The organism is Paenibacillus vandeheii (assembly GCF_030433635.1).
Taxonomy (GTDB): domain Bacteria; phylum Bacillota; class Bacilli; order Paenibacillales; family Paenibacillaceae; genus Paenibacillus; species Paenibacillus vandeheii.
Window position 1 is genome coordinate 25,071 of sequence record NZ_JAROCD010000012.1, and the last position, 18,535, is coordinate 43,605.

32 protein-coding genes and 2 pseudogenes are annotated in these 18,535 nt (G+C 42.2%); 33 read left to right on the plus strand and 1 reads right to left on the minus strand.

Annotated features, from left to right (window positions below; translation table 11 throughout):
* Positions 1-142: 142 nt before the first annotated feature.
* Positions 143-439: pseudogene (locus tag P5G61_RS22730) on the minus strand (LrgB family protein); the annotation flags it as partial.
* 151 nt (positions 440-590) lie between these two features.
* On the opposite strand from P5G61_RS22730, the gene P5G61_RS22735 reads away from it, so the two are divergent.
* The 33 genes and pseudogenes from P5G61_RS22735 to P5G61_RS22895 all read left to right on the plus strand — a co-directional run bounded on the left by P5G61_RS22735 (position 591) and on the right by P5G61_RS22895 (position 18,309).
* Positions 591-1,019 (plus strand): VOC family protein, encoded by a 429-nt coding sequence (locus P5G61_RS22735; protein ID WP_301248498.1) that lies wholly within the window; start codon positions 591-593, stop codon positions 1,017-1,019.
* Positions 1,020-1,039: 20 nt separating this feature from the next.
* Positions 1,040-1,366 (plus strand): DUF962 domain-containing protein, encoded by a 327-nt coding sequence (locus tag P5G61_RS22740; protein ID WP_301248499.1) that lies wholly within the window; start codon positions 1,040-1,042, stop codon positions 1,364-1,366.
* Positions 1,367-1,407: 41 nt separating this feature from the next.
* Complete coding sequence (locus P5G61_RS22745) at positions 1,408-2,121, plus strand: AAA family ATPase (RefSeq protein WP_301248500.1); 714 nt, start codon at positions 1,408-1,410, stop codon at positions 2,119-2,121.
* Positions 2,122-2,155: 34 nt separating this feature from the next.
* On the plus strand, positions 2,156-2,641 hold the full coding sequence (locus tag P5G61_RS22750) for a DinB family protein (protein WP_301248501.1): 486 nt from the start codon (positions 2,156-2,158) through the stop codon (positions 2,639-2,641).
* Entirely contained in the window at positions 2,638-3,126 is a 489-nt protein-coding gene (locus P5G61_RS22755) for a cysteine hydrolase family protein (RefSeq protein ID WP_301248502.1), read from the plus strand. The genes P5G61_RS22750 and P5G61_RS22755 overlap by 4 nt, the downstream gene beginning before the upstream one ends.
* Before the next feature lie 204 nt (positions 3,127-3,330).
* Positions 3,331-3,846, plus strand: coding sequence for a GNAT family N-acetyltransferase (locus P5G61_RS22760; protein WP_301248503.1), 516 nt, complete (start codon positions 3,331-3,333; stop codon positions 3,844-3,846).
* 83 nt (positions 3,847-3,929) lie between these two features.
* Positions 3,930-4,391, plus strand: coding sequence for an NUDIX domain-containing protein (locus P5G61_RS22765; RefSeq protein ID WP_301248504.1), 462 nt, complete (start codon positions 3,930-3,932; stop codon positions 4,389-4,391).
* 111 nt (positions 4,392-4,502) lie between these two features.
* On the plus strand, positions 4,503-4,973 hold the full coding sequence (locus P5G61_RS22770) for a hypothetical protein (RefSeq protein ID WP_301248505.1): 471 nt from the start codon (positions 4,503-4,505) through the stop codon (positions 4,971-4,973).
* A gap of 131 nt (positions 4,974-5,104) precedes the next feature.
* Positions 5,105-5,422 (plus strand): hypothetical protein, encoded by a 318-nt coding sequence (locus P5G61_RS22775; RefSeq protein ID WP_301248506.1) that lies wholly within the window; start codon positions 5,105-5,107, stop codon positions 5,420-5,422.
* Positions 5,406-5,588, plus strand: a complete 183-nt coding sequence (locus P5G61_RS22780) for an N-acetyltransferase (RefSeq protein ID WP_301248690.1) — start codon at positions 5,406-5,408, stop codon at positions 5,586-5,588. The genes P5G61_RS22775 and P5G61_RS22780 overlap by 17 nt, the downstream gene beginning before the upstream one ends.
* Before the next feature lie 95 nt (positions 5,589-5,683).
* Positions 5,684-6,187, plus strand: a complete 504-nt coding sequence (locus P5G61_RS22785; RefSeq protein ID WP_301248507.1) for a DUF4188 domain-containing protein — start codon at positions 5,684-5,686, stop codon at positions 6,185-6,187.
* Positions 6,188-6,242: 55 nt separating this feature from the next.
* Complete coding sequence (locus P5G61_RS22790) at positions 6,243-6,755, plus strand: hypothetical protein (RefSeq protein ID WP_301248508.1); 513 nt, start codon at positions 6,243-6,245, stop codon at positions 6,753-6,755.
* Between the two features lie 32 nt (positions 6,756-6,787).
* Entirely contained in the window at positions 6,788-7,171 is a 384-nt protein-coding gene (locus P5G61_RS22795; RefSeq protein WP_301248509.1) for a hypothetical protein, read from the plus strand.
* Between the two features lie 338 nt (positions 7,172-7,509).
* Complete coding sequence (locus tag P5G61_RS22800; RefSeq protein ID WP_301248510.1) at positions 7,510-7,794, plus strand: hypothetical protein; 285 nt, start codon at positions 7,510-7,512, stop codon at positions 7,792-7,794.
* Positions 7,795-7,890: 96 nt separating this feature from the next.
* Positions 7,891-8,255, plus strand: a pseudogene (locus tag P5G61_RS22805) (immunity protein Imm33 domain-containing protein).
* Positions 8,225-8,635: a hypothetical protein gene (locus P5G61_RS22810; RefSeq protein ID WP_301248511.1), complete on the plus strand. Its 411-nt coding sequence runs from the start codon at positions 8,225-8,227 to the stop codon at positions 8,633-8,635. Before P5G61_RS22805 ends, P5G61_RS22810 begins: the two are co-directional and overlap by 31 nt.
* Positions 8,625-8,966: a hypothetical protein gene (locus P5G61_RS22815; RefSeq protein ID WP_301248512.1), complete on the plus strand. Its 342-nt coding sequence runs from the start codon at positions 8,625-8,627 to the stop codon at positions 8,964-8,966. The genes P5G61_RS22810 and P5G61_RS22815 overlap by 11 nt, the downstream gene beginning before the upstream one ends.
* Positions 8,967-9,008: 42 nt before the next feature.
* Positions 9,009-9,155, plus strand: a complete 147-nt coding sequence (locus P5G61_RS22820) for a hypothetical protein (RefSeq protein ID WP_301248513.1) — start codon at positions 9,009-9,011, stop codon at positions 9,153-9,155.
* Positions 9,156-9,205: 50 nt separating this feature from the next.
* Positions 9,206-9,883, plus strand: coding sequence for an HAD family hydrolase (locus P5G61_RS22825; RefSeq protein WP_301248515.1), 678 nt, complete (start codon positions 9,206-9,208; stop codon positions 9,881-9,883).
* On the plus strand, positions 9,880-10,389 hold the full coding sequence (locus P5G61_RS22830; RefSeq protein ID WP_301248516.1) for a hypothetical protein: 510 nt from the start codon (positions 9,880-9,882) through the stop codon (positions 10,387-10,389). The genes P5G61_RS22825 and P5G61_RS22830 overlap by 4 nt, the downstream gene beginning before the upstream one ends.
* Positions 10,390-10,453: 64 nt before the next feature.
* Positions 10,454-10,627: a hypothetical protein gene (locus P5G61_RS22835; RefSeq protein ID WP_301248517.1), complete on the plus strand. Its 174-nt coding sequence runs from the start codon at positions 10,454-10,456 to the stop codon at positions 10,625-10,627.
* Positions 10,614-11,102: an NUDIX hydrolase gene (locus P5G61_RS22840; RefSeq protein WP_301248519.1), complete on the plus strand. Its 489-nt coding sequence runs from the start codon at positions 10,614-10,616 to the stop codon at positions 11,100-11,102. Before P5G61_RS22835 ends, P5G61_RS22840 begins: the two co-directional genes overlap by 14 nt.
* Positions 11,103-11,111: 9 nt before the next feature.
* A complete protein-coding gene (locus P5G61_RS22845) occupies positions 11,112-11,678 on the plus strand; it encodes a histidine phosphatase family protein (RefSeq protein ID WP_301248520.1) in 567 nt (188 codons plus the stop codon).
* Positions 11,679-11,692: 14 nt separating this feature from the next.
* The gene (locus tag P5G61_RS22850; protein WP_363325760.1) at positions 11,693-12,208 is read left to right on the plus strand and encodes a GNAT family N-acetyltransferase; all 516 of its coding nucleotides are present in this window, start codon (positions 11,693-11,695) and stop codon (positions 12,206-12,208) included.
* Between the two features lie 31 nt (positions 12,209-12,239).
* Positions 12,240-12,752: a nucleoside deaminase gene (locus P5G61_RS22855; protein WP_301248521.1), complete on the plus strand. Its 513-nt coding sequence runs from the start codon at positions 12,240-12,242 to the stop codon at positions 12,750-12,752.
* Positions 12,749-13,126 (plus strand): hypothetical protein, encoded by a 378-nt coding sequence (locus tag P5G61_RS22860; protein WP_301248523.1) that lies wholly within the window; start codon positions 12,749-12,751, stop codon positions 13,124-13,126. The genes P5G61_RS22855 and P5G61_RS22860 overlap by 4 nt, the downstream gene beginning before the upstream one ends.
* 34 nt (positions 13,127-13,160) lie before the next feature.
* On the plus strand, positions 13,161-13,799 hold the full coding sequence (locus tag P5G61_RS22865) for a Type 1 glutamine amidotransferase-like domain-containing protein (protein ID WP_301248524.1): 639 nt from the start codon (positions 13,161-13,163) through the stop codon (positions 13,797-13,799).
* Positions 13,800-13,816: 17 nt separating this feature from the next.
* On the plus strand, positions 13,817-14,710 hold the full coding sequence (locus P5G61_RS22870) for a PhzF family phenazine biosynthesis protein (RefSeq protein ID WP_301248525.1): 894 nt from the start codon (positions 13,817-13,819) through the stop codon (positions 14,708-14,710).
* A gap of 26 nt (positions 14,711-14,736) precedes the next feature.
* Positions 14,737-15,504 (plus strand): aminoglycoside adenylyltransferase domain-containing protein, encoded by a 768-nt coding sequence (locus P5G61_RS22875; protein ID WP_301248526.1) that lies wholly within the window; start codon positions 14,737-14,739, stop codon positions 15,502-15,504.
* Between the two features lie 34 nt (positions 15,505-15,538).
* Positions 15,539-16,336: an inositol monophosphatase family protein gene (locus P5G61_RS22880; RefSeq protein WP_435874281.1), complete on the plus strand. Its 798-nt coding sequence runs from the start codon at positions 15,539-15,541 to the stop codon at positions 16,334-16,336.
* Positions 16,336-17,187 (plus strand): GNAT family N-acetyltransferase, encoded by an 852-nt coding sequence (locus P5G61_RS22885; RefSeq protein ID WP_301248529.1) that lies wholly within the window; start codon positions 16,336-16,338, stop codon positions 17,185-17,187. The genes P5G61_RS22880 and P5G61_RS22885 overlap by 1 nt, the downstream gene beginning before the upstream one ends.
* A gap of 32 nt (positions 17,188-17,219) precedes the next feature.
* Positions 17,220-17,816, plus strand: coding sequence for an HD domain-containing protein (locus P5G61_RS22890; RefSeq protein WP_301248530.1), 597 nt, complete (start codon positions 17,220-17,222; stop codon positions 17,814-17,816).
* Between the two features lie 43 nt (positions 17,817-17,859).
* The gene (locus P5G61_RS22895; protein WP_090894908.1) at positions 17,860-18,309 is read left to right on the plus strand and encodes an NUDIX hydrolase; all 450 of its coding nucleotides are present in this window, start codon (positions 17,860-17,862) and stop codon (positions 18,307-18,309) included.
* Positions 18,310-18,535 lie beyond the last annotated feature (226 nt).

Here is an 18,535-nt window from a genome sequence, read left to right on the forward strand (position 1 = left end):
ACTTCGTGCATATTCATAAATGAAGAAAATAGAAGAAATTGCTAATTAACAGGATCTTCTGTGATTCCGTAAAAAAGGTCGAGAACAGGAGCAAACTTACCTCTGTTCTCGACCTTTTGTTCGTGAATAGTCCATTACGCTGTTAGTGCAGGAGGAGCAGTCCCACGAGGAACGACGCGATTGCCAGTGTGAACACTGCGGCCAGCACCATAGAGATGCTGGAGATCGTTCCGGTTAGCCGACTCAGCTCGAACGTCTTCGAGGTGCCGGTGCCGTGAGCAGCGTACTGAACAGAAACGCCGCGCGAGACCTCGTTGTCAAAGCAGAACAGGCGCATCGTAAGTGGCCCGATAATCAACCCGCTCAGTCAGGTCAGAATGACAAAGACAGCGGTAACGGTTGGATTGCCGCCGATGGTCTGCGACACGTTCATTGCAATCAGTGATTTTTTTGCAAAAGAAACAGGACACCATGCACCTCTTGTCTAATGGTTAAAGTACCCACAATAACCTGAAGAGGGGGTGTCTTATCCACAGGTTGGAGTTATCCTATTCCAGATTCATGTTAAAAAGATATGGGAGGAGAAGAATATGGTTCCACAGCGAGTTAGTCTCGTAACTATTGGTGCAATACATTTGCCTGAACTGCGTTCGTTCTATCAGAAGCTTGGCTGGAGTGAGACAGCAATCAGTACAGATCAGTACAGTGTCTTTGAAACGACAGGTGTATTGTTATCGTTATATCCCATTCAGGAGCTTGAGAAAGATACGGGTATGACATTCAGTGCATCTGGTGGATTAAAGGGAACGTTGCTGGCAATCAATGTGGATAAAGCGGAAGACGTGGATGATACCATTGGGAAAATCCGTGAAGCCGGAGGTAATGTAATCAAAGAGCCATATGACGCTGCCTGGAGTGGAAGAATCGCCTATTTTCTGGACCCGGAGAATAACTGCTGGGAAGTCACTTGGAATCCAACCGCCGTATTTGATGAAAAAGGAGCCTTGATCACATTTTAAGGTGAAATGAGTGTGACCGCATGTTGAATCGTGTTCGCAAAGATTTGCGTTATTATCTTCAGGAACATCAGGATCGGAGCAACCTCATCTTGCATTATTTCGCATTTTTATCGGCGTTTGTGGCCTGGATTTTCTTGTTCATTAATATCAAAGTCATGCTGGTTCTGGCACTTATCCATTATGCCTTGTCCTGGCTGGGACACTTTTATTTCGAAGGCAACAAACCAGCGGCATTCCGATATCCGCATATCGGTTTTTATGCCGGGTTCACCTGGTTTTTTATCAAGACCATTGAGATCATCACCCGCAAGGAAATCATCCACCCGTGGATCAATAAACAGGACTGAAATCAACAGGAGTCCAACGCTATAAAAATAGGAGTGTGTCTATGTATCTTCGAAGTGTAGAGTTATTGTCTGCTAAAGTCGAAAATCCGGATCAATATCCGTTTCACATACCGGCCATACAGTCATTGGAGCGATTGGAATTCAACAATAACATTACTTTTTTTGTTGGTGAAAATGGATCGGGCAAGTCCACACTACTCGAAGGTATCGCTCACCAATGTGGCTTCAATACAGCCGGGGGCGGAAGAAATAATGCATTTGAGATTCATGCTTCTGAATCGTCACTCGGGAATTATCTAAGACTGGCCTGGTTGCCCAAAATTACGAATGGTTTCTTCATGCGCTCGGAGTCCTTCTATCAATTTGCATCGCATGTCGATGAGATGGGGCCGCAGTCGCTCAAGTATTATGGTGGGCGTTCGTTGCATGAACAATCCCACGGGGAGTCCTTTCTCAATCTGTTCGTGAACCGATTCAATTCCAAAGGTATCTATCTGCTCGATGAGCCCGAAGCCGCTTTATCTCCAGCCCGTCAACTCTCCTTGTTGCGTATTCTTCACGATCTGTCAGATACTTCCCAATTCATTATCGCGACGCATTCGCCGATTCTATTGGGTTATCCGGGTGCACGTATTTTGAGTTTTGACGATGGTGGTATTCAGGAAGTGGACTATGAAGATACGGAACATTATCAGATCACCCGCAGTTTCCTGGAAAACCGCGACCGGATGCTGAACGAGTTGTTTAAGGACTGATTTTTTCACTTTGAAAGGAGTAAGGAGGCCGAACATGAGTACCAAATTGGTGTTGTTGGACCAACTGGCTGCATGCCATTATGACAAGAGTTGGTTTATGCCGCTGGAAGAAATGTTATGTGATATAACCGCAGCGCAGGCCTTATGGGTAAATGATGAGAGGCAATCAATCTGGGGGTTGGTGAATCATCTGACTTTCTGGAATGAAATCTGGTTGGAGCGTTTTATCGAGAGTGAAGTGGGTTTGGATAATAAAATAAATAATGATGAGACGTTTATTGTAAACCCATCCCAGGTAAGTGAAGAAGATTGGCAGAAAAGTATTGAACACCTTGGAGCAACATTTAGTCGCTGGATACAGGCTGTAGAGGATAGTGATGATGCAAAATTAGGGATGACCATCCCATCGTACTTCAATGCCCCATGGTGGAATGTGATATCCAATGTGTGTATTCATAATGCATATCATATTGGACAGATCATGATCTTGAGAAAAAAAGTAAGAGGAGAGATGATATGAAAATAGGTTTTCTGATCGTGGATATGCAAGAGAGTATTGTACGGGATAAGTTAGAACAAAAAGCAATAGACCACGCTTGTGAATATATCAATCATGTCGCAGATGTGCTTCGTTCGAGTGACCATGTGGTGGTTCATGTACAAGACGTGGAAGGGATGGAGGATTCAAATTCTGAGGCGTATCGTATTATTTCTGAGGTTGATGTGAATGAGAAGGATCTGAAGGTTACGAAGGAAAGCTCCAATGCATTCTGGCAGACAGACTTGGAGCAGATTCTGAAGAGTAACGGTGTTGAGCTGTTAATCATATCGGGATTTGCCGCCGAGGAATGTGTTTTATTTACCTATAATGGCGCGATGGAGCGAGGATTTAGACCTGTCATGTTGCAGAATGGGATTCTCAGCACGCATCCCGAAGCGGTGATTTCAACCTATAGGGACCGGAACGTGATTTCTTATCCTGTAGTTAATTATTTAATCAAATAATTGAGAGTGCCATGGACGCGACGATGTCGTGTCCGTTTTTGGTTACACATAACCTTTTATGATGGAAAGGATTCTTCATCGTTTAAATTAAACTTTACCTATAATTACTGGAGTTGAAACGATACATTTAAGTGGTAAGCAGGGGCGTGATATGCAACTAAAGATGGGGAAGTGTGGTTCATTAATAAAGTGAGGTGTAATGACATGAATGTACAGATCACCAGAATCGATAAAAGACAGAAAGAATTATTTCTTAACCTGTACAACTTGTATTTATATGATCTTTCCGAATTCTCGGGTGAGGATTTACTAGAAGAGGGGAAGTACGATCCGACGAATACCTATCTCTATCTGGAACGAGCGGAATTACATCCGTTTTTTATTCAGTATGAAGGAAAGATAGTCGGATTTGTTCTGGTTTGCTCTCCTCCATATGTAGATGATGATGAAGATTATACGGTACAAGAGCTGTTTCTGGTCAAAAAGTATCGTGGGCAAGGATTGGCGGCTCAAGCGGTTGATCTGGTATTTGAACAATTTCACGGTAGATTCAAAGTGGAGCAACTGGCTAATAACCAATCCGCCGTTTCATTCTGGAAGAAATATTATGCACAACATCACATTGAATATGTAGAATCTGAGTATAGCATTGAAATTGAAAACATCACTGGAAGCCATCGGATTCTGTCTCAAACCTTTTTACGTGCAAGAAGGGACTAGATATTCGCACTTACCAATACATGGGTTATGATGAATGAAAAGGTTTACTAGAGGGGAAGCGAGCATTGAGAGGAGCATGATTAATGACAAGTCGTATTGTCGTTACGGGCGGAGCTATTATCCGTGATCATATGGGAAGAATTCTGCTGCAAAAAAGATCAGATTATGGCGATTGGGGATTACCTGGTGGTGGTATGGAGCCCGGTGAGAGTATTGAAGAAACTATGATTAGAGAAGTAAAAGAGGAAACTGGGCTTGATGTGAGTTCATATGAACTCACATCCATCTACACAGGTGAGAAAATGAAATATACATATCCGGATGGCAACGAGGTTGTATTTGTAATGTTCCTGTTTAACGTCACCGCGGAGTTGGGTGGGAAACTTGATCATGATCAAACAACTCTTTTATTTGAAGATGAACAGAATGAATCGCTAGAGCTTGTTTTTAAAAGTCTGGATGAAATTGATATTTCCACAATCAACAAGGTACAGAAGCCTGTATTGGTAGATTTGATGCAAGGGAAACTCACAATTCTGCGTTAAGTTTTCGAGGGTTTAACAGAAGGAAGATCTTGTGAGGGAATAGGGAAATATAGTTCATGAGTAAGGACCCCCCATTTTAATAGAGATAGGAGTATTACTATGCCTTGGCCCATGGTTCATTTTTCAATTGCATCTGAATTATTATCTAATCCAACCCCTGAATTTATAGTGGGAAGTCTTGCACCTGACTCCATTCATGTGAGAACGAATGAAAGAGCCGAAAAGGCAAAAACGCATCTCATGCCAGAGACAGGACGATTTGCAACAGACGAAGAGCTCAGGGCATTTTTTAATTCCAACAAAGATCGCGCGCATAGTGATCCTAAGTTCATGCAATATTTGTGCGGGTACATCGCTCATGTATATACGGATCGGGTATGGACTTTCGAGATTTATCCTGCATATGAAGTTCATCCGAATGGACGAAGTATTTATACGGAGGATGTTACGAAGCTAGAATTTATGATTCAGAGAAAAGGGTCTGAGTGCCATGATTTATTGAATAAGCTGGAAGCAGGTAAAGCTTTTGACTTAGGTGGATTGCTGGAGCAAGGGTGTATCAGTATAGAAAAGAAAAAGTAGACTTTTTGAATAACCTTGAAAATGAGCCCTTAGGAGATTTGAGCATTTTATCTATGGAAGCTATAGAAGAGTTTATTCACACAACCGCCCGGAAACTTAGACAATTGTTTACAAAGTGGGAGGTGTTCTAAATGAAAAAACTGATTAGCCTCGCCCCATATAATGAGAAGTACAATCAGGATCTGGCTAATTTTTTATTAAGTATTGAACAGGTTCAATTTACTGCAATGCCTGCGCAAGTGATTGAGGAGGCACTCCAAAATCTGAACAAATATCCGGTAGTGATTTTGAATGATGAGACACTAGTTGGTTTCTTCATATTACATAAGCATTCTGAATACGTAGAGGAAAGGGATTCTTCCCGAAAGATACTGGTACGTGCGTTATCCATCACGATAGAACATCAGGGGGAACGGGTATGCATTGGCTGCGATGAGGGCTCTGCCTGAATTGGTTAAGCAGCTTGATCCGAAGGTCAATGAAATTATTTTAGCTGTGAATGAGGGGAATATTGCGGCACAAAAGCTGTATCTGAAAGCAGGTTTTCTGGATAGAGGAGAACGGAAGATGGGCATTCATGGTCTTCAACTGATTTTGCATTATAGGATGGAGTAGGGCGAAATCAATGAATACGGTAATTGCCAATGTCGTCAAGGACAATACACTCCGAACGGGCGCCAAGTATATATTTGATAAAAAGGAGGCGTAATGTGGCGAATGTACACAAGGGAAGATATTCAGCAGAGATCGATGGAGAGTTTGTTGTTTTTATTATTGGAATGAGAGTTAATCGTCTGTGGGCCATACATAAGTGGTTACCTGTTTTTAAATCCATGGGCCCGATGATCAAAGAACTGTACATGAACCCGGAAACAGGGTATCTGGGGACGGAATATTTTATGAGCTGGCGTGGAGTGACTCTTCTGCAATATTGGAGATCTTATGATGAGTTGGAGAAATACGCACGCGGTGGCTTACATCTGGAGGCTTGGAAACGATTTAACCAATCTGTTGGATCGGATGGAAGCGTGGGGATTTATCATGAAACCTACAAAGCTCAACCCGGTTCACATGAGACCATATATGCGAATATGCCCAAATTCGGATTGGCTAAAGTATCTAATCATATTTCAGCAACAGGCAGGAAGGAAACGTCCAGACGTAGAATGGGTGGAGAGAATGATCCCGCAGTACAGTCACCTGAGAATCCTTAGCATATGACGCTAAATTTTGTATTTATAATCATTGCAAGTAGAGAGGAGCATGTTATTGAAAGTTAAAATCAAACCAGAAGATTTGGGTTCTGAGCAGCTTAGTTGGCTGTGCGTTCAACCGATGTTGATCTCCGTTCGGGGTAAAGATGTTGCAGCAAAAGTAGAGGTATATCGGCAATTACATGAAGGACAACAAGCGATATTTTTATTCTATTCCTATCATAACCACACCAAAAGCTTGGCGGAGTTTTATTGGTTTTCGGCGTACAACATTATCGACATGAAGAGCTGGAATGGAATAAGGACCGGGATGCGCTATTTTAACCAAAATGAAATGGTGACTCTGTTGGATGACATCGAGCGTTTGATTACAGATACAAATAAAGTTGGAGACACATGGCGTGAGGTCCTCCCCACGGACTTGGAGAAAGACCCGATCCTGCTGGAAAGAACGGAAGAACTATACGTTAAATATCGAGCCGCGGCTCAGGAAGCTATTTTACACATGAATGATATAATTCGGCGAAATCAGGAGATGTATCTGGAGATTACGGAGATTAACGCCTAATGTGATCTGAAAATATAAGGGGTGATCATTTCATGAGATCTCCGGGTGGATCCATTTTTCCTTATTATTATAAAGGTGGAGAAATTCATTGTCTGAAATATGGTAGCAAGCATAAGGACCAAGACAAGCTTTTCGAGGTGATGAGACAAGAAGAAGCTTTCATCTTAGGGATCAATAAAAAGCTCAAGGTTTGGGTGGACATGTATGAAACGAAGATTACCAAAGAAGTCTTGGATCAGTTAATTTCCAATATGAATAATCTCAAAGATCATGTGGATAAGCTCTCATTTGTAGGATTATCAGAGATGGATCGTTGGAAATTGAAAAGAAGATTGAATAGACTGGGGATGGGGCAATCTGTATCATTTTATGCTGATCCTGAAGAGGCAAAGACAGGGCTGATCTCGGATCGATGATTTGATCTTTAGTAGCAGGTGTGGGTAAAGGTCAATAGAAGAACTACTCTTCATGGAGTAGTTCTTTTTTTCATGATTTTGAAGGCGAACCTATGCTGCTGTAATTCGAAATACTTCTAAATTAACAAGTACTACACACAATTCAATTCTATTTCTATGCTAGAATGGATAGCAGGAAAAAAGCGGAAGAATGAAACAACATTCTGAAGTAGGCAAGGGGACGAAAATGAACGAAGAAGAGATTCTAGAGTTGTACGGTTTAGATCCAGATACCAGACACAGGCAGCAAATCAGGGAGTTATTGCAGCAGGAAATCGAGAATCAAGAAGCAGTGGATCATGAGTATCTCAAAACCTTATGTATTATGCTATTCTGCATCGGAAATGGACACTTGGCTGATCTGGCAGGCAAAACGCAAGAATCAGGATACAGGCAGTTATATTGATGTGCAGCTTCTGTGTGGTGCCGGTTATGAGAAGACAGTGACTTATCTGGAGCAGAATCCCGACGACCAAGCAGGAGAACAGTTGAACTATCTTAAACAGTGTGAGTTATATGATTTTGTTGATTTTTCCAAAGAGGAATGGGTCTCTAACTATAAAAAATATTATGAACAACCTTAGTCATATCCAACATGTGAGAAATGAGATGATCAATGATGACAAATGAGGCTTCTATCTAGGAACAGATTCAGATGTGCCAGAAATATAGCGCCGACTATGTACCTTGAATTGCACCGTAAGATCGGAATCGCCTGGAACGTCAAAGAGAAGTTGGAACCGATCCACGGAATGCGTATTCAGCCCGAGGGAGATACAACCGGATGGTATATTTGGGCAGAAAAATACTCGGATGCAGATGATTTTTTGTACCTTTACATGTAACACACATCGATGACTGGGACCCGAAAATTAAGAAGTACCTCGGACTTGCGCCGGGATGGCGGTTTGTGATTGCAGAAGATTATGAGGATGTATGGTTTGACGAACAGTTGCAACCGATCATAGGCAGAGCACTAAATGAGCTAAATCAAACATTGAAAGGAGTCATACAATGCCGAGTGTGCATGATAACATCATATTAAGTTACGAAGTCGATTTGGAGAATGAATTCATCAGGATGCGTACCCGTTCGTATCACTCTGATTTGTCTGAAGATACGGATATCTTTTTTTCGGATGTATTGGCACATTCATTTGATACACCGATGCAAGGCAGCATTATCTTCGATATTGACGACGTTGGTTTAGACCATTTTATCAACTACAATCGCGAGTTGTTGGAAAAGGGGAAAGGTCAGGGCTGGCCTATTACGTATAAAACGGATGAAGAGCTGGAAAGCAAGTTGATTGAAGGGGAATATCAGTACTTTGTCATTACATCATCATATGGATTAAGTGGTTGGGTATTGGCTAAAAAGGTAGAAATGATAACAAAGCAGCGGAATGAAAAAGATGAAGAGTAGTTTCAGTTATGAACCGAACATGATCCGTAAATTACCAGTAGTTATGGGTCTCGTCACTTTAGTTGTCATTATGATTATTACCAATCCAACCAAAACCGATTTTTATACATGGCTGGAAAGCGAGCATGGTATATATGTCTCCTACGATGTCAATGCAGAAACAACGTTTACACAGATTACAAACGGCGAGGAAAAGAGTCTTATTTTAAGTAGCGGACATATACAGCATGTGGGTATCTATACTACGTATGATGAGCTTTTTACGGATGACGAAGGTACTGAAATCAAGATTAAAGCCTTTGGTGTAATGAACATGTTCTTTAAAAGATAATAGGTTTCCGTTCCGATTATAGAGTCGGTACGGGGTTCCAACATGCCACGCCCTTTGTATGATGCAAATATGCAGAGCTGCGTGGTTTTTGTGTTGGGCAGAATCCGTAAGGAGGGGGAGGATTACGTTATTTGGTTCATTCGCAAATTCCACATTATGGGTTATGATGTACCTGTAGAGAAAATTTAACATACATAGGAAGTTTTTTCGAATGAGAGTATTCCAGTAGGAGGAATAGAATGAAAGCCATTTTCCTTGATTTCTATGGGACAGTTGTTCATGAAGATGATGATATTCTTCCGGTGATTTATAAACAAGTTCAAGCGACAGCGAAGGTTGAATGTACAATGGATGAGATCGGAGCTTATTGGTGGAAGGCATTCTCAGCGTTATTTTATGCAAGCCACGGCAGCCGGTTTGCCACGCAAAGAATGCTGAATGTGCAGTCCTTGGCAGACACTCTCAACCATTTCAAATCGGATCTACAGGCGGAGTCACTTAATCAGGAACAGTTGGCTCATTGGCGTAACCCGAGCATATTTGCTGATTCAATTCCCTTTCTGCAATCGCTTAAAATCCCAGTATATATTCTGTCTAATATCGATACCGATGACGTGAAAGCTGCAATGAAGGCACATAACATTGAAGTGGCGGGAGTGATTACCAGCGAAGATGTTCGATCTTATAAGCCAAGGTCAGAGATGTTTGATGAAGCGATCAATAGGTATGGTTTGCAGCGAGATGAGGTGATCCATATAGGGGATTCTCTGGTCAGTGATGTACAAGGAGCGCAAAATGCGGGAATTAAGGCTGTTTGGTTGAATCGGAAAGGTAAATCCAAACCGAAACAGATTACACCGGATTATGAGTGCAAAGATCTTGCCGACGTTTTGCATATATTGGAGGGTTGGTTATGAAAAAGTTAAATGCGCTGTCATTATTATTTCTTTTTCTCATGGCTTGTCAGGATAAAACAACGAATGAAAGTGTGCACGAATCAACGATTCCGGTGACGGAAAGTGTCACTGAAGAAACAATCAAGCAGAAGGACGATGAAGCAGCACCCAAAGAAGACAAAGGAACTCCTCCTGTTTACCTTGATGAAACGAACTATACAGGTGATGAACTGGAAATCGTCAAACTGATGAATGCTCGCATGCGTTATATATGGGAAGAGGATGAGACGGGCTATATGAGCCTTTTTGATCCGCAATCGCCTGTCTCAGGCATGTCAACTTCTAAAGTTCGCAAAGTCATCTCTATGAGTGAGATCAGGATTCGAGAGCAAAAGAAGCTCTATGAGGCAGCTTTGATAGTTACTGAATTAAGAGAGAACGATGAAGAGGTCAGCCCTAGCATGGTGTTTTGGAAAAAGAAAGCGGATGGCGATGCTGCGAAGTGGATTTTTGCAGACATTGATTAACATTAATGGACTTAGATGAAATTAAGGGTGATGAAATAATGACAAGACAATTGTTGATGGCACGGTGAAGGTTCTTCAGGCAAGGAAAGAGTTAGAAACCGAGATTTATCATTTGCTGAAGATGGACAAAAACTGGCTGGACAATTCGAGTTATAATCGTGCTGCTTGCCAGGAGGATCTGGAGAAAATCCTGAAAGAGGAAATGGTGAGGAGGGACTCATTTGATGAATTCAGATAACAATAACATAACGTATGAAAAAGATAACAATAAATTCAATTTCCGTGTGGCTGGAATTGTTATACATCAGGAGAAAGTGCTCCTGCACACAACAGAACAGGATGATTTCTGGAATCTGCCTGGAGGGCGGGTGGAATTCAACGAAACGACAGAAGCAGCCATTGTGCGAGAGATGTTGGAGGAGTTGGGGGTTCAGGTACGACCGCAGAAACTTGCCTTTGTAAGCGAAGATTTCTTTGATTATGATGGCCTGAAGTACCATGAGATTGGATTTTATTATGTCATCACATTACCCGAAGAACATAGGCTCTATGATGAATTGGAATTCAAGGGACTTGAGGATAACGGAAAATTGACATTCCGCTGGTTTTCTTTTGAAGAGTTGCAAAGTATGGAGGTTTATCCGGTATTTCTGAAAAAGGATCTATGCAATCTGCAAGATACAGAGCGCATTAAGCATTACGTTCAGAAATAGGAGGAGCTTATGGATCTCACATTTATTCGTCATGGTCACGCTGAACATTTGCTTCATTATCCTCATCAGCTAAACCAGTTGCATCCGGGACTTACTGAACAGGGAAAGAGGCAGGCGACTGAAATGCGGAAGCTGATCGAACTCTTGCCCGAAGACGTAGTTTTGGTGAGTCCTACGAAACGAACGATAGAAACGGCACTCCTCTTAACATCAAGCGATAAGCTGATCATCTGTCCACTCGTTGGCCCGAGAATGTTCCCTCAAAACCCGGAGTTTTCGGTTCTACGCTGTGATCAGATCTATTCGAAAGACGAATTAAATGCTCAGTATACGGGTTTACGAATTCTTGATTTTGAACTTGATTGCTGGGTGGATGGGATTAATCGGATGGAGGAACATCAATTCAAGGTTTATGCTGGGCAGCTAATTCAATGGTGCAGAGAGCACGGTGAGAGAATTTTTATCATTTCACATGATGGTACGATAACGAGTTACAGAGTTTTCCTTGGAGAGCAGGGGTTAACCCGAAGCGATTTTCTCGGTGAGGCGGGTCATTACAGGATCAAAAACCTTTAGAGAAGAAGGGACATATGGACATGAAAACTTTTCCCGAAATAAAGACTGACCGATTGTATATTAGAGAGTTAACTTTGGCGGATCGGGAATCTGTGTTCAAGCATTTTGCTGATCCGGAAGTAACTCGATTTATGGATATTGAGCCTTGCCGTCACATAAAAGAAGCAGAAGAAATCATACAATTTCATATGGATGATTCAGGTTGCAGGTATGGTCTGTTCAACAAAGTAAATAATCATTTCCTTGGTACAGTCGGATTTCACTGCTGGGCCAAAAGCGAACCGTCAAGCGCAGAGCTTGGATTTGATTTATCCCGTTCCTATTGGGGACGAGGTTTAATGCAAGAAGCTATAATCGAAATCATAAAAATGGGATGGGATGTAATGAATCTTGATTTCATTGAAGCCACAGTGGAGCAGGCCAACATTCGCTCACAGAACCTATTAGTCAAGATGCATTTTTCAAAAGCTGATGAATTGAAAGACGACCTGTTCTACTATACGTTGAAGAAGGAAGACTTTATTTTGTAAGCGGTCAATATCTACACTAAGGGGGATTTCAGTGAGATTATCGGATTATGAATATTTAACTTTGGCTCTGGAAGAGGCAGATCAGGCTCTAATAGAAGGAACCTATCCGATTGGAGCGATAATTGTGGATGTGGATGGGAATGTCGTAAGTAGGGGCAGAAACCGAGTCTTCTCCGAATGTGATCCCACCGCACATGCTGAAGTCGATGCAATTCGTCAGGCAGGGAGGCATTTGCTGGATATAAGTAAGAAGAGATTTACGAAGAAAGACCTCACTCTCTATACGACCTGCGAACCTTGTCCCATGTGTTCTTGTACCATATTAATGTCGGGGATCAAAAAGATTGTATGGGCAGCAGATGATGAAGAGTACGGCGGGCTTCGACGTTTCAAGGAGGGTCCTCATTTTATCCATATGTTCGACACATTGTCCTGTATTGCAGCGCCATATCTTGATTTGGAAAATAGACAGCGGGCAATGCTTGCCAAATGGAATATTGGTAGAGGTTTACTTAATACGGAGTGGGAGACTGCCAAACAATGAAATCCATTCCGATCTCAATTTTACTAGCCAGTGCCATTCTGGGAATATCGTTTATCGTTGGTTGCCTGTTGCTATCAAATCAGGGAAGAGTTAATGAATCAACTCAGGCAGTGGAGCAGGATTTGCCGAACAACAATAAAACATTAATGACGATCCAAGAAACGGCGGAGTATCTGAGTATGACTGAAGATCAGGTGATGGGCATTATTAAGGCCGAACAAGGGAGTTTCTCGGCATCGGGTTTCTTTGAGGGGAAAATGTTTCCTTTTATTAAGGTTCAGGATCAATTTTTGGTTTGCAGGGTCGAGTTGGAATTGTGGGCTAAAGATGCATCTTCAAGTCATAGAAGATATATTAATGGACAGTTGTATTAAGGACTTTGGAATTTAAGAAAGGGAGGAATTCAGATTGAGCAAATTGGTCTTGTTAAGTGATTTATATTTCGAATCTAACCATGAACTAAATCAGAGAATATTGAGCTTGTTCAACTCGGATCAGCCTTCCATCGGTTATGTACCTTCATGTTCTGACCCGGATAGAAGATATTTCGAGCATACGAGACGTTACTATAATCAACTGGGAATCGAAACGATTAATTATTATGATCTCGATTTAGAGTACGAGGAAAACAGATTTAATACCATTTTTGAAACCGATGCAATTCATTTATCTGGGGGAAATACATTTTATTTTCTAAGTTTATTACAGAAGAGAAATGCAATGGGGTTGCTGCGTTCCTATGTGCATAAAGGCGGTATTCTGATTGGGGTTAGCGCAGGTAGTATTCTAACTACACCAACGATTGAAATTGCTGGATACGGCAAAGATGCAGACGAGAACCAAGTTGGATTGATGGACAAGCAGGCGCTGGCGCTCGTTGATTTTGAATTTGCACCACACTGGGATGAATCGGACGAAGCTTTGGATTCCTTAAGAGATTACGCTCTTGCCAACGCTACAACAGTCTATGCCTGCAAAGATGGTGGCGGGGTCGTTATCGATGGTGAAGTAACAGAGTTATATGGCGATGTACGTCTAATAAATTGAAAAAAGGTGGGTCTACAATGAGTGAAATCACTGTATATCATTATGATGCTTTTTCGACGGTTCCCGGTAAAGGAAATCCCGCTGGAGTCGTCTTTCATGCCGATTCGCTCAGTGAAGAAGTCATGCAACAGATTGCGCATAAAGTCGGCTTTAATGAAACGGTCTTTGTCATGAGTTCCGAGATTGCAGACGTTAGATTACGATATTTTACGCCGGGTCATGAGATTAATCTGTGTGGGCATGCCACGATGGCATCCATGTATGGGTTAAAGACTAGAGGGCTTCTAAAGGACAAGCAGTCGATCACCATTGAGACTAATGTAGGCATCTTGCCGATTCAGTTCAAGCAGGATGGCGATACGATCAACATCGAGATGAAGCAGGATCAACCCCGTTTCCTGCCATTCCAAGGTGACATAGAGAAGCTGGCAAATTCCATAAATCTGACCATCGATGATATTGATTTAACCACACCTATCGTCTATGGAAGTACGGGCACCTGGACGTTGTTAATACCGATCCGCAAACTAACCTCATTCCAACACATGAAACCGGAGTCTTCCCTATTTCCTGAGATATTAGTTGAAAATCCAAAATCATCTTTGCATCCATTTACTCTGGAAACCCGTGATTCAGATGCCTTAATGCATGCCAGACATTTTTCCTCCCCCTTTTCCGGTACTACGGAAGATCCGGTTACGGGAACAGCATCCGGTGTGATGGGTGCCTATTATCTGGCGTATCTGAATCCAGAGATGGATCTGGCACAGTTTGTTGTGGAGCAAGGTCATGAGATTGACAGAGATGGGAAAGTTCATGTTAGCGTGGTCAGAAATGGACAGGAAATGGATGTCAGAATACGAGGGACGGCTGTTTTTGTGGAGGAAATGAAAGTGGAATTGGATACGTAACAACGTAAATAAAGGAGTGGGTTTAAGTGGATGAACAGGCGGTACTACATACAGCTACTCATTTGTTAAAAGAAGAATGTGCGGATTCCCTAGTGGGAATTTATTTGCACGGGTCCATGGCTATGGGGTGCTTCCTTCCTAATCAAAGCGATATCGATATTCTGGTGATATGCCGGGAGCAGCTGTCTGCTGGTACCTATCGAAGTATTGCGAAGAGATTAATGCACATCGAAGATGAAATGCACATGGTCACAGGGTTTGAACTTAGTATTGTTTTGGAGTCTACGATTGCTAATCTGACGTTTCCGACACCATTCGAATTTCATTACTCTGCGTATCACCGGGAAAAGTATAGAAATGATGATCAATATCTTTGCGGTGGATACGAAGATCCGGATCTGGTAGCACATTTGGCTGTTATTGTTGACCGTGGAATAGTGCTTGTTGGCAAACCTATTAAGGAGTTATTCCATCCAGTAAAACGTGAATATATGCTGGCCTCTATTACATCTGATGTTGGTTCAGCTCTGGAAGAAATAACGGAGAACCCAGTCTACTATGTTTTGAACCTATCGCGGGTTCTATTATACGTGAAAGATTCGGTAATATACTCCAAGCGAGAAGCAGGCGAGTGGGCACTCATTCATATTTTGCCGAAATATAAGGAAGTCATCTCACAATGTCTTGCAAAGTATAACGGAGAGCTGGAGAGCGTGAATCTAAGTGATGATTTGCTTCTGGATTATGCGAAGTACATGTTGAACGAAATAAAAGGTTTGGCGGAATCTGGTTGATCCCATGAAAAAGTAACCGAACGGAGTGATGGTCATCGAACAAACCATTCGTTTAGCCCAAGAGCTTGCGGAGAGAGTCATTCGAAAAGCAGGAGAGGTTGCCAAAGAGCATTTTGATCAGATCACCTGTGCAGTGGATAAGGGCATCTTTGGTGATGTAGTTACGGAAGTTGATCATGAAGCAGAGCGGATGATATGTGATGAAATTAGCATTCATTTTCCCGATCATGAGATCCATAGTGAAGAGCGGGGGCATAACGGACAGAAGAGTGACTGGCTGTGGATGATTGATCCGCTAGACGGAACAAACAACTTTGCCATTGGTCTACCGATATTTTCCGTTTCCATTACATTAATGTATCGTTCAGAACCTGTTCTCGGAGTTATTTACGAACCTCTGGTGGATCGTTTGTTTGTGGCATCACGTGGGAATGGAGCAAGTTGTAATCTGAACCCCATGAAAGTCCAAAAGAAAGAGTATATTCATAAAGGGACCATTGGCTGGATTCAAGGGCATCAGGTGCAAAATGAGGAGAAGGCTGTACGGCTGCGTCAACATCTGGATGTTCGCTTCAAACGAATGATGCGATTATGGGCTCCAACCATACAGTGGTGCATGTTAGCTAAGGGAGATATTGACTGCATTGTGCTCTACAATTCGGAAGGAGACGATCTGTATTCAGGCATATTAATGGTGAAGGAGGCAGGTGCCATTGTTATGGATTTTGAAGGTATTCCCTTTGAAGGGGTGAATTCAGAGCCATACCTGATTGCCTGTCATCCGGATCATCGTGAATATTTCCTGAGTGTCGTTCGGGAGGGTATGAACTGATGATTAGCGAGCTTAATAAGCATGAATTCTATAAGGTGATGCAATTCGCGGACTTTAACAGCAATATTGAGGTGAAGGCTGTGGCATCTGGGTTGAATCCTGGCCGGATCTACGTTGATGATGCAGCGAATATCACAGCAGCTTTAATTTGGGTGAAGGGACAAAACGGTTTTCAGTTGATCGGAAACCCCCAAAGTAAACCCTTTCTGAACGATTTGGAAGAGTTCATGAAAGAACATATAGAACCTGAATTATTAAGATTAAATATCCATACAGTCGAAGTAGGTGTGGTGGATAAAAGATGGGAAGATGTGCTACATCATATGGCCGCGAATAAAGAGGTCCATAGCGATATTCAGCATGTATTCACATTGGATTCAACCCAAGGAATGACTGAGTATCGAAGTCATCAAGCAATTCATGAAGGTTATCCTTCTCAGAATGAGGTCGTCAGGCTTCTCAGATTAGACGAGACATTAATGAAAGTTGGAAAATTCAATAATCTATCTTTTCTGAAGGATAAAGTCTCGCGATTTTGGGATAACATGGATGATTTCTTGGAACATGGCTTTGGATACACTGCAGTACACAACGAGGATATTGCGAGTGTTTGCTTTTCGGCGTTTATATCAGATCAGTGGCATGCAATTGATATTGAAACGATCGAAGCATACAAGAGAAGGAATTACGCTGCGTTGGTATCGCGGTCGTTTGTAGAAGAATGCAAGAACAAAGGCATCCATCCATATTGGGACTGTTCCCCAGATAATGCAGGTTCAATTCGTTTGGCAGAGGGTGCGGGTATGACGCTGAACTTTAATTACAGAGTTTACTGGTACAATCTCGTTTGATAGATTCGGAAAAGTATCGGAGGGAGAATTAAATGAACGAATCATTGCAGGAGCAGATTCAGTTTTTGATTGAGATTGATAAACTGAAAACGATTGAACGAAAAACGAGAATCATCCATGGCGACAGACTCGAAAATGATGCGGAGCATTCCTGGCATCTGGCGATGATGGCCTTGATTTTGCAGAGCCATTCCAACAAGGAGGTGGATATTCTCAAAGTCATTAAGATGCTTCTCGTTCATGACCTCGTTGAGATTGATGCCGGAGATACATTTGCCTACGATACGGTAGGGCATACGGATAAATATGACCGCGAGATCAAGGCAGCGCATCGACTATTTGGGATATTGTCTGAGGAACAGGCTGAGGAATTGTTGAACTTGTGGCTGGAGTTCGAGGCAAAGGAGACCAATGAAGCACAGTTTGCCTCGTCGCTGGATCGGTTGCAACCGTTGATCCACAATCATCAGAATGAGGGAGATACGTGGCAGAAATACAATATTACAAGTGAACAGGTGTTAAACAGAAACCGTGAGATTGCGAACGGCTCCGAAACATTGTGGACATACGCACAGCAGATTATTCAAAATTCTGTGGACAAGGGAATTTTGATTCAATCCAAGTCTTAGAGACACGTGGAACTTATCTGATTCAAAACGGGGGAGAATCTTTATGGGGTATATCATGGAGTTGAGAAAGCTGGTGGGTTCGCGCCCTCTAATCATGGCTGGTTCATGTGTGTTGGTCTTCAATGAGCAGGGCCATCTGCTATTGCAAAGACGTACAGATAGTCTGGATTGGGGAACCCTTGGCGGATCGTTGGAACCGGGAGAATCTCTGGAGGAAGCAGCAGCCCGTGAATTATATGAGGAAGCTGGACTGAGGGCGGGTGCGTATAAACTCATTACCGTTTTCTCAGGTCAGGATATGTATTACAAGTATCCGCATGGAGATGAAGTGTATAATGTCATGGCTGTCTATGAAGCTACTGAAATTCAGGGCGAACCAACCGTCATGGATGATGAAGGACTGGAACTGCGTTATTTTGATCTGAGTATGCCAATCCCAGAGATTAATCCGTTCACGGAATATGTGCTGAAAAAAGCGGGATATATTAACTAAGAGTAGTGAACGGATTCAATAAAATAAGTCTTGAGTAAAGTCTTCCAGCCGGATTTCCGGGGGAAGATTTTTTATTTTTAATGATTAGAATTCAGCCTATCAAGAATGAGGAATTTGATTGAAGAAAGTAAAGGAAGGTAAAATATGCTAAAATAGGTTAGCGAAATAATAAATTGGTATATTTATAAATCATGATGATCATATGAATTTTGAATTCATTACGGTG

Excerpts from the sequence above, each read along its gene's own strand:
- P5G61_RS22735 (WP_301248498.1), top strand. The coding sequence starts at position 591 with ATGGTTCCACAGCGAGTTAGTCTCGTAACTATTGGTGCAATACATTTG.
- P5G61_RS22740 (WP_301248499.1), top strand. The coding sequence starts at position 1,040 with ATGTTGAATCGTGTTCGCAAAGATTTGCGTTATTATCTTCAGGAACAT.
- P5G61_RS22745 (WP_301248500.1), top strand. The coding sequence starts at position 1,408 with ATGTATCTTCGAAGTGTAGAGTTATTGTCTGCTAAAGTCGAAAATCCG.
- P5G61_RS22750 (WP_301248501.1), top strand. The coding sequence starts at position 2,156 with ATGAGTACCAAATTGGTGTTGTTGGACCAACTGGCTGCATGCCATTAT.
- P5G61_RS22755 (WP_301248502.1), top strand. The coding sequence starts at position 2,638 with ATGAAAATAGGTTTTCTGATCGTGGATATGCAAGAGAGTATTGTACGG.
- P5G61_RS22760 (WP_301248503.1), top strand. The coding sequence starts at position 3,331 with ATGAATGTACAGATCACCAGAATCGATAAAAGACAGAAAGAATTATTT.
- P5G61_RS22765 (WP_301248504.1), top strand. The coding sequence starts at position 3,930 with ATGACAAGTCGTATTGTCGTTACGGGCGGAGCTATTATCCGTGATCAT.
- P5G61_RS22770 (WP_301248505.1), top strand. The coding sequence starts at position 4,503 with ATGGTTCATTTTTCAATTGCATCTGAATTATTATCTAATCCAACCCCT.
- P5G61_RS22775 (WP_301248506.1), top strand. The coding sequence starts at position 5,105 with ATGAAAAAACTGATTAGCCTCGCCCCATATAATGAGAAGTACAATCAG.
- P5G61_RS22780 (WP_301248690.1), top strand. The coding sequence starts at position 5,406 with ATGAGGGCTCTGCCTGAATTGGTTAAGCAGCTTGATCCGAAGGTCAAT.
- P5G61_RS22795 (WP_301248509.1), top strand. The coding sequence starts at position 6,788 with ATGAGATCTCCGGGTGGATCCATTTTTCCTTATTATTATAAAGGTGGA.
- P5G61_RS22800 (WP_301248510.1), top strand. The coding sequence starts at position 7,510 with ATGAGTATCTCAAAACCTTATGTATTATGCTATTCTGCATCGGAAATG.
- P5G61_RS22810 (WP_301248511.1), top strand. The coding sequence starts at position 8,225 with ATGCCGAGTGTGCATGATAACATCATATTAAGTTACGAAGTCGATTTG.
- P5G61_RS22815 (WP_301248512.1), top strand. The coding sequence starts at position 8,625 with ATGAAGAGTAGTTTCAGTTATGAACCGAACATGATCCGTAAATTACCA.
- P5G61_RS22820 (WP_301248513.1), top strand. The coding sequence starts at position 9,009 with ATGCCACGCCCTTTGTATGATGCAAATATGCAGAGCTGCGTGGTTTTT.
- P5G61_RS22825 (WP_301248515.1), top strand. The coding sequence starts at position 9,206 with ATGAAAGCCATTTTCCTTGATTTCTATGGGACAGTTGTTCATGAAGAT.
- P5G61_RS22830 (WP_301248516.1), top strand. The coding sequence starts at position 9,880 with ATGAAAAAGTTAAATGCGCTGTCATTATTATTTCTTTTTCTCATGGCT.
- P5G61_RS22840 (WP_301248519.1), top strand. The coding sequence starts at position 10,614 with ATGAATTCAGATAACAATAACATAACGTATGAAAAAGATAACAATAAA.
- P5G61_RS22845 (WP_301248520.1), top strand. The coding sequence starts at position 11,112 with ATGGATCTCACATTTATTCGTCATGGTCACGCTGAACATTTGCTTCAT.
- P5G61_RS22850 (WP_363325760.1), top strand. The coding sequence starts at position 11,693 with ATGGACATGAAAACTTTTCCCGAAATAAAGACTGACCGATTGTATATT.
- P5G61_RS22860 (WP_301248523.1), top strand. The coding sequence starts at position 12,749 with ATGAAATCCATTCCGATCTCAATTTTACTAGCCAGTGCCATTCTGGGA.
- P5G61_RS22870 (WP_301248525.1), top strand. The coding sequence starts at position 13,817 with ATGAGTGAAATCACTGTATATCATTATGATGCTTTTTCGACGGTTCCC.
- P5G61_RS22885 (WP_301248529.1), top strand. The coding sequence starts at position 16,336 with ATGATTAGCGAGCTTAATAAGCATGAATTCTATAAGGTGATGCAATTC.
- P5G61_RS22890 (WP_301248530.1), top strand. The coding sequence starts at position 17,220 with ATGAACGAATCATTGCAGGAGCAGATTCAGTTTTTGATTGAGATTGAT.
- P5G61_RS22895 (WP_090894908.1), top strand. The coding sequence starts at position 17,860 with ATGGGGTATATCATGGAGTTGAGAAAGCTGGTGGGTTCGCGCCCTCTA.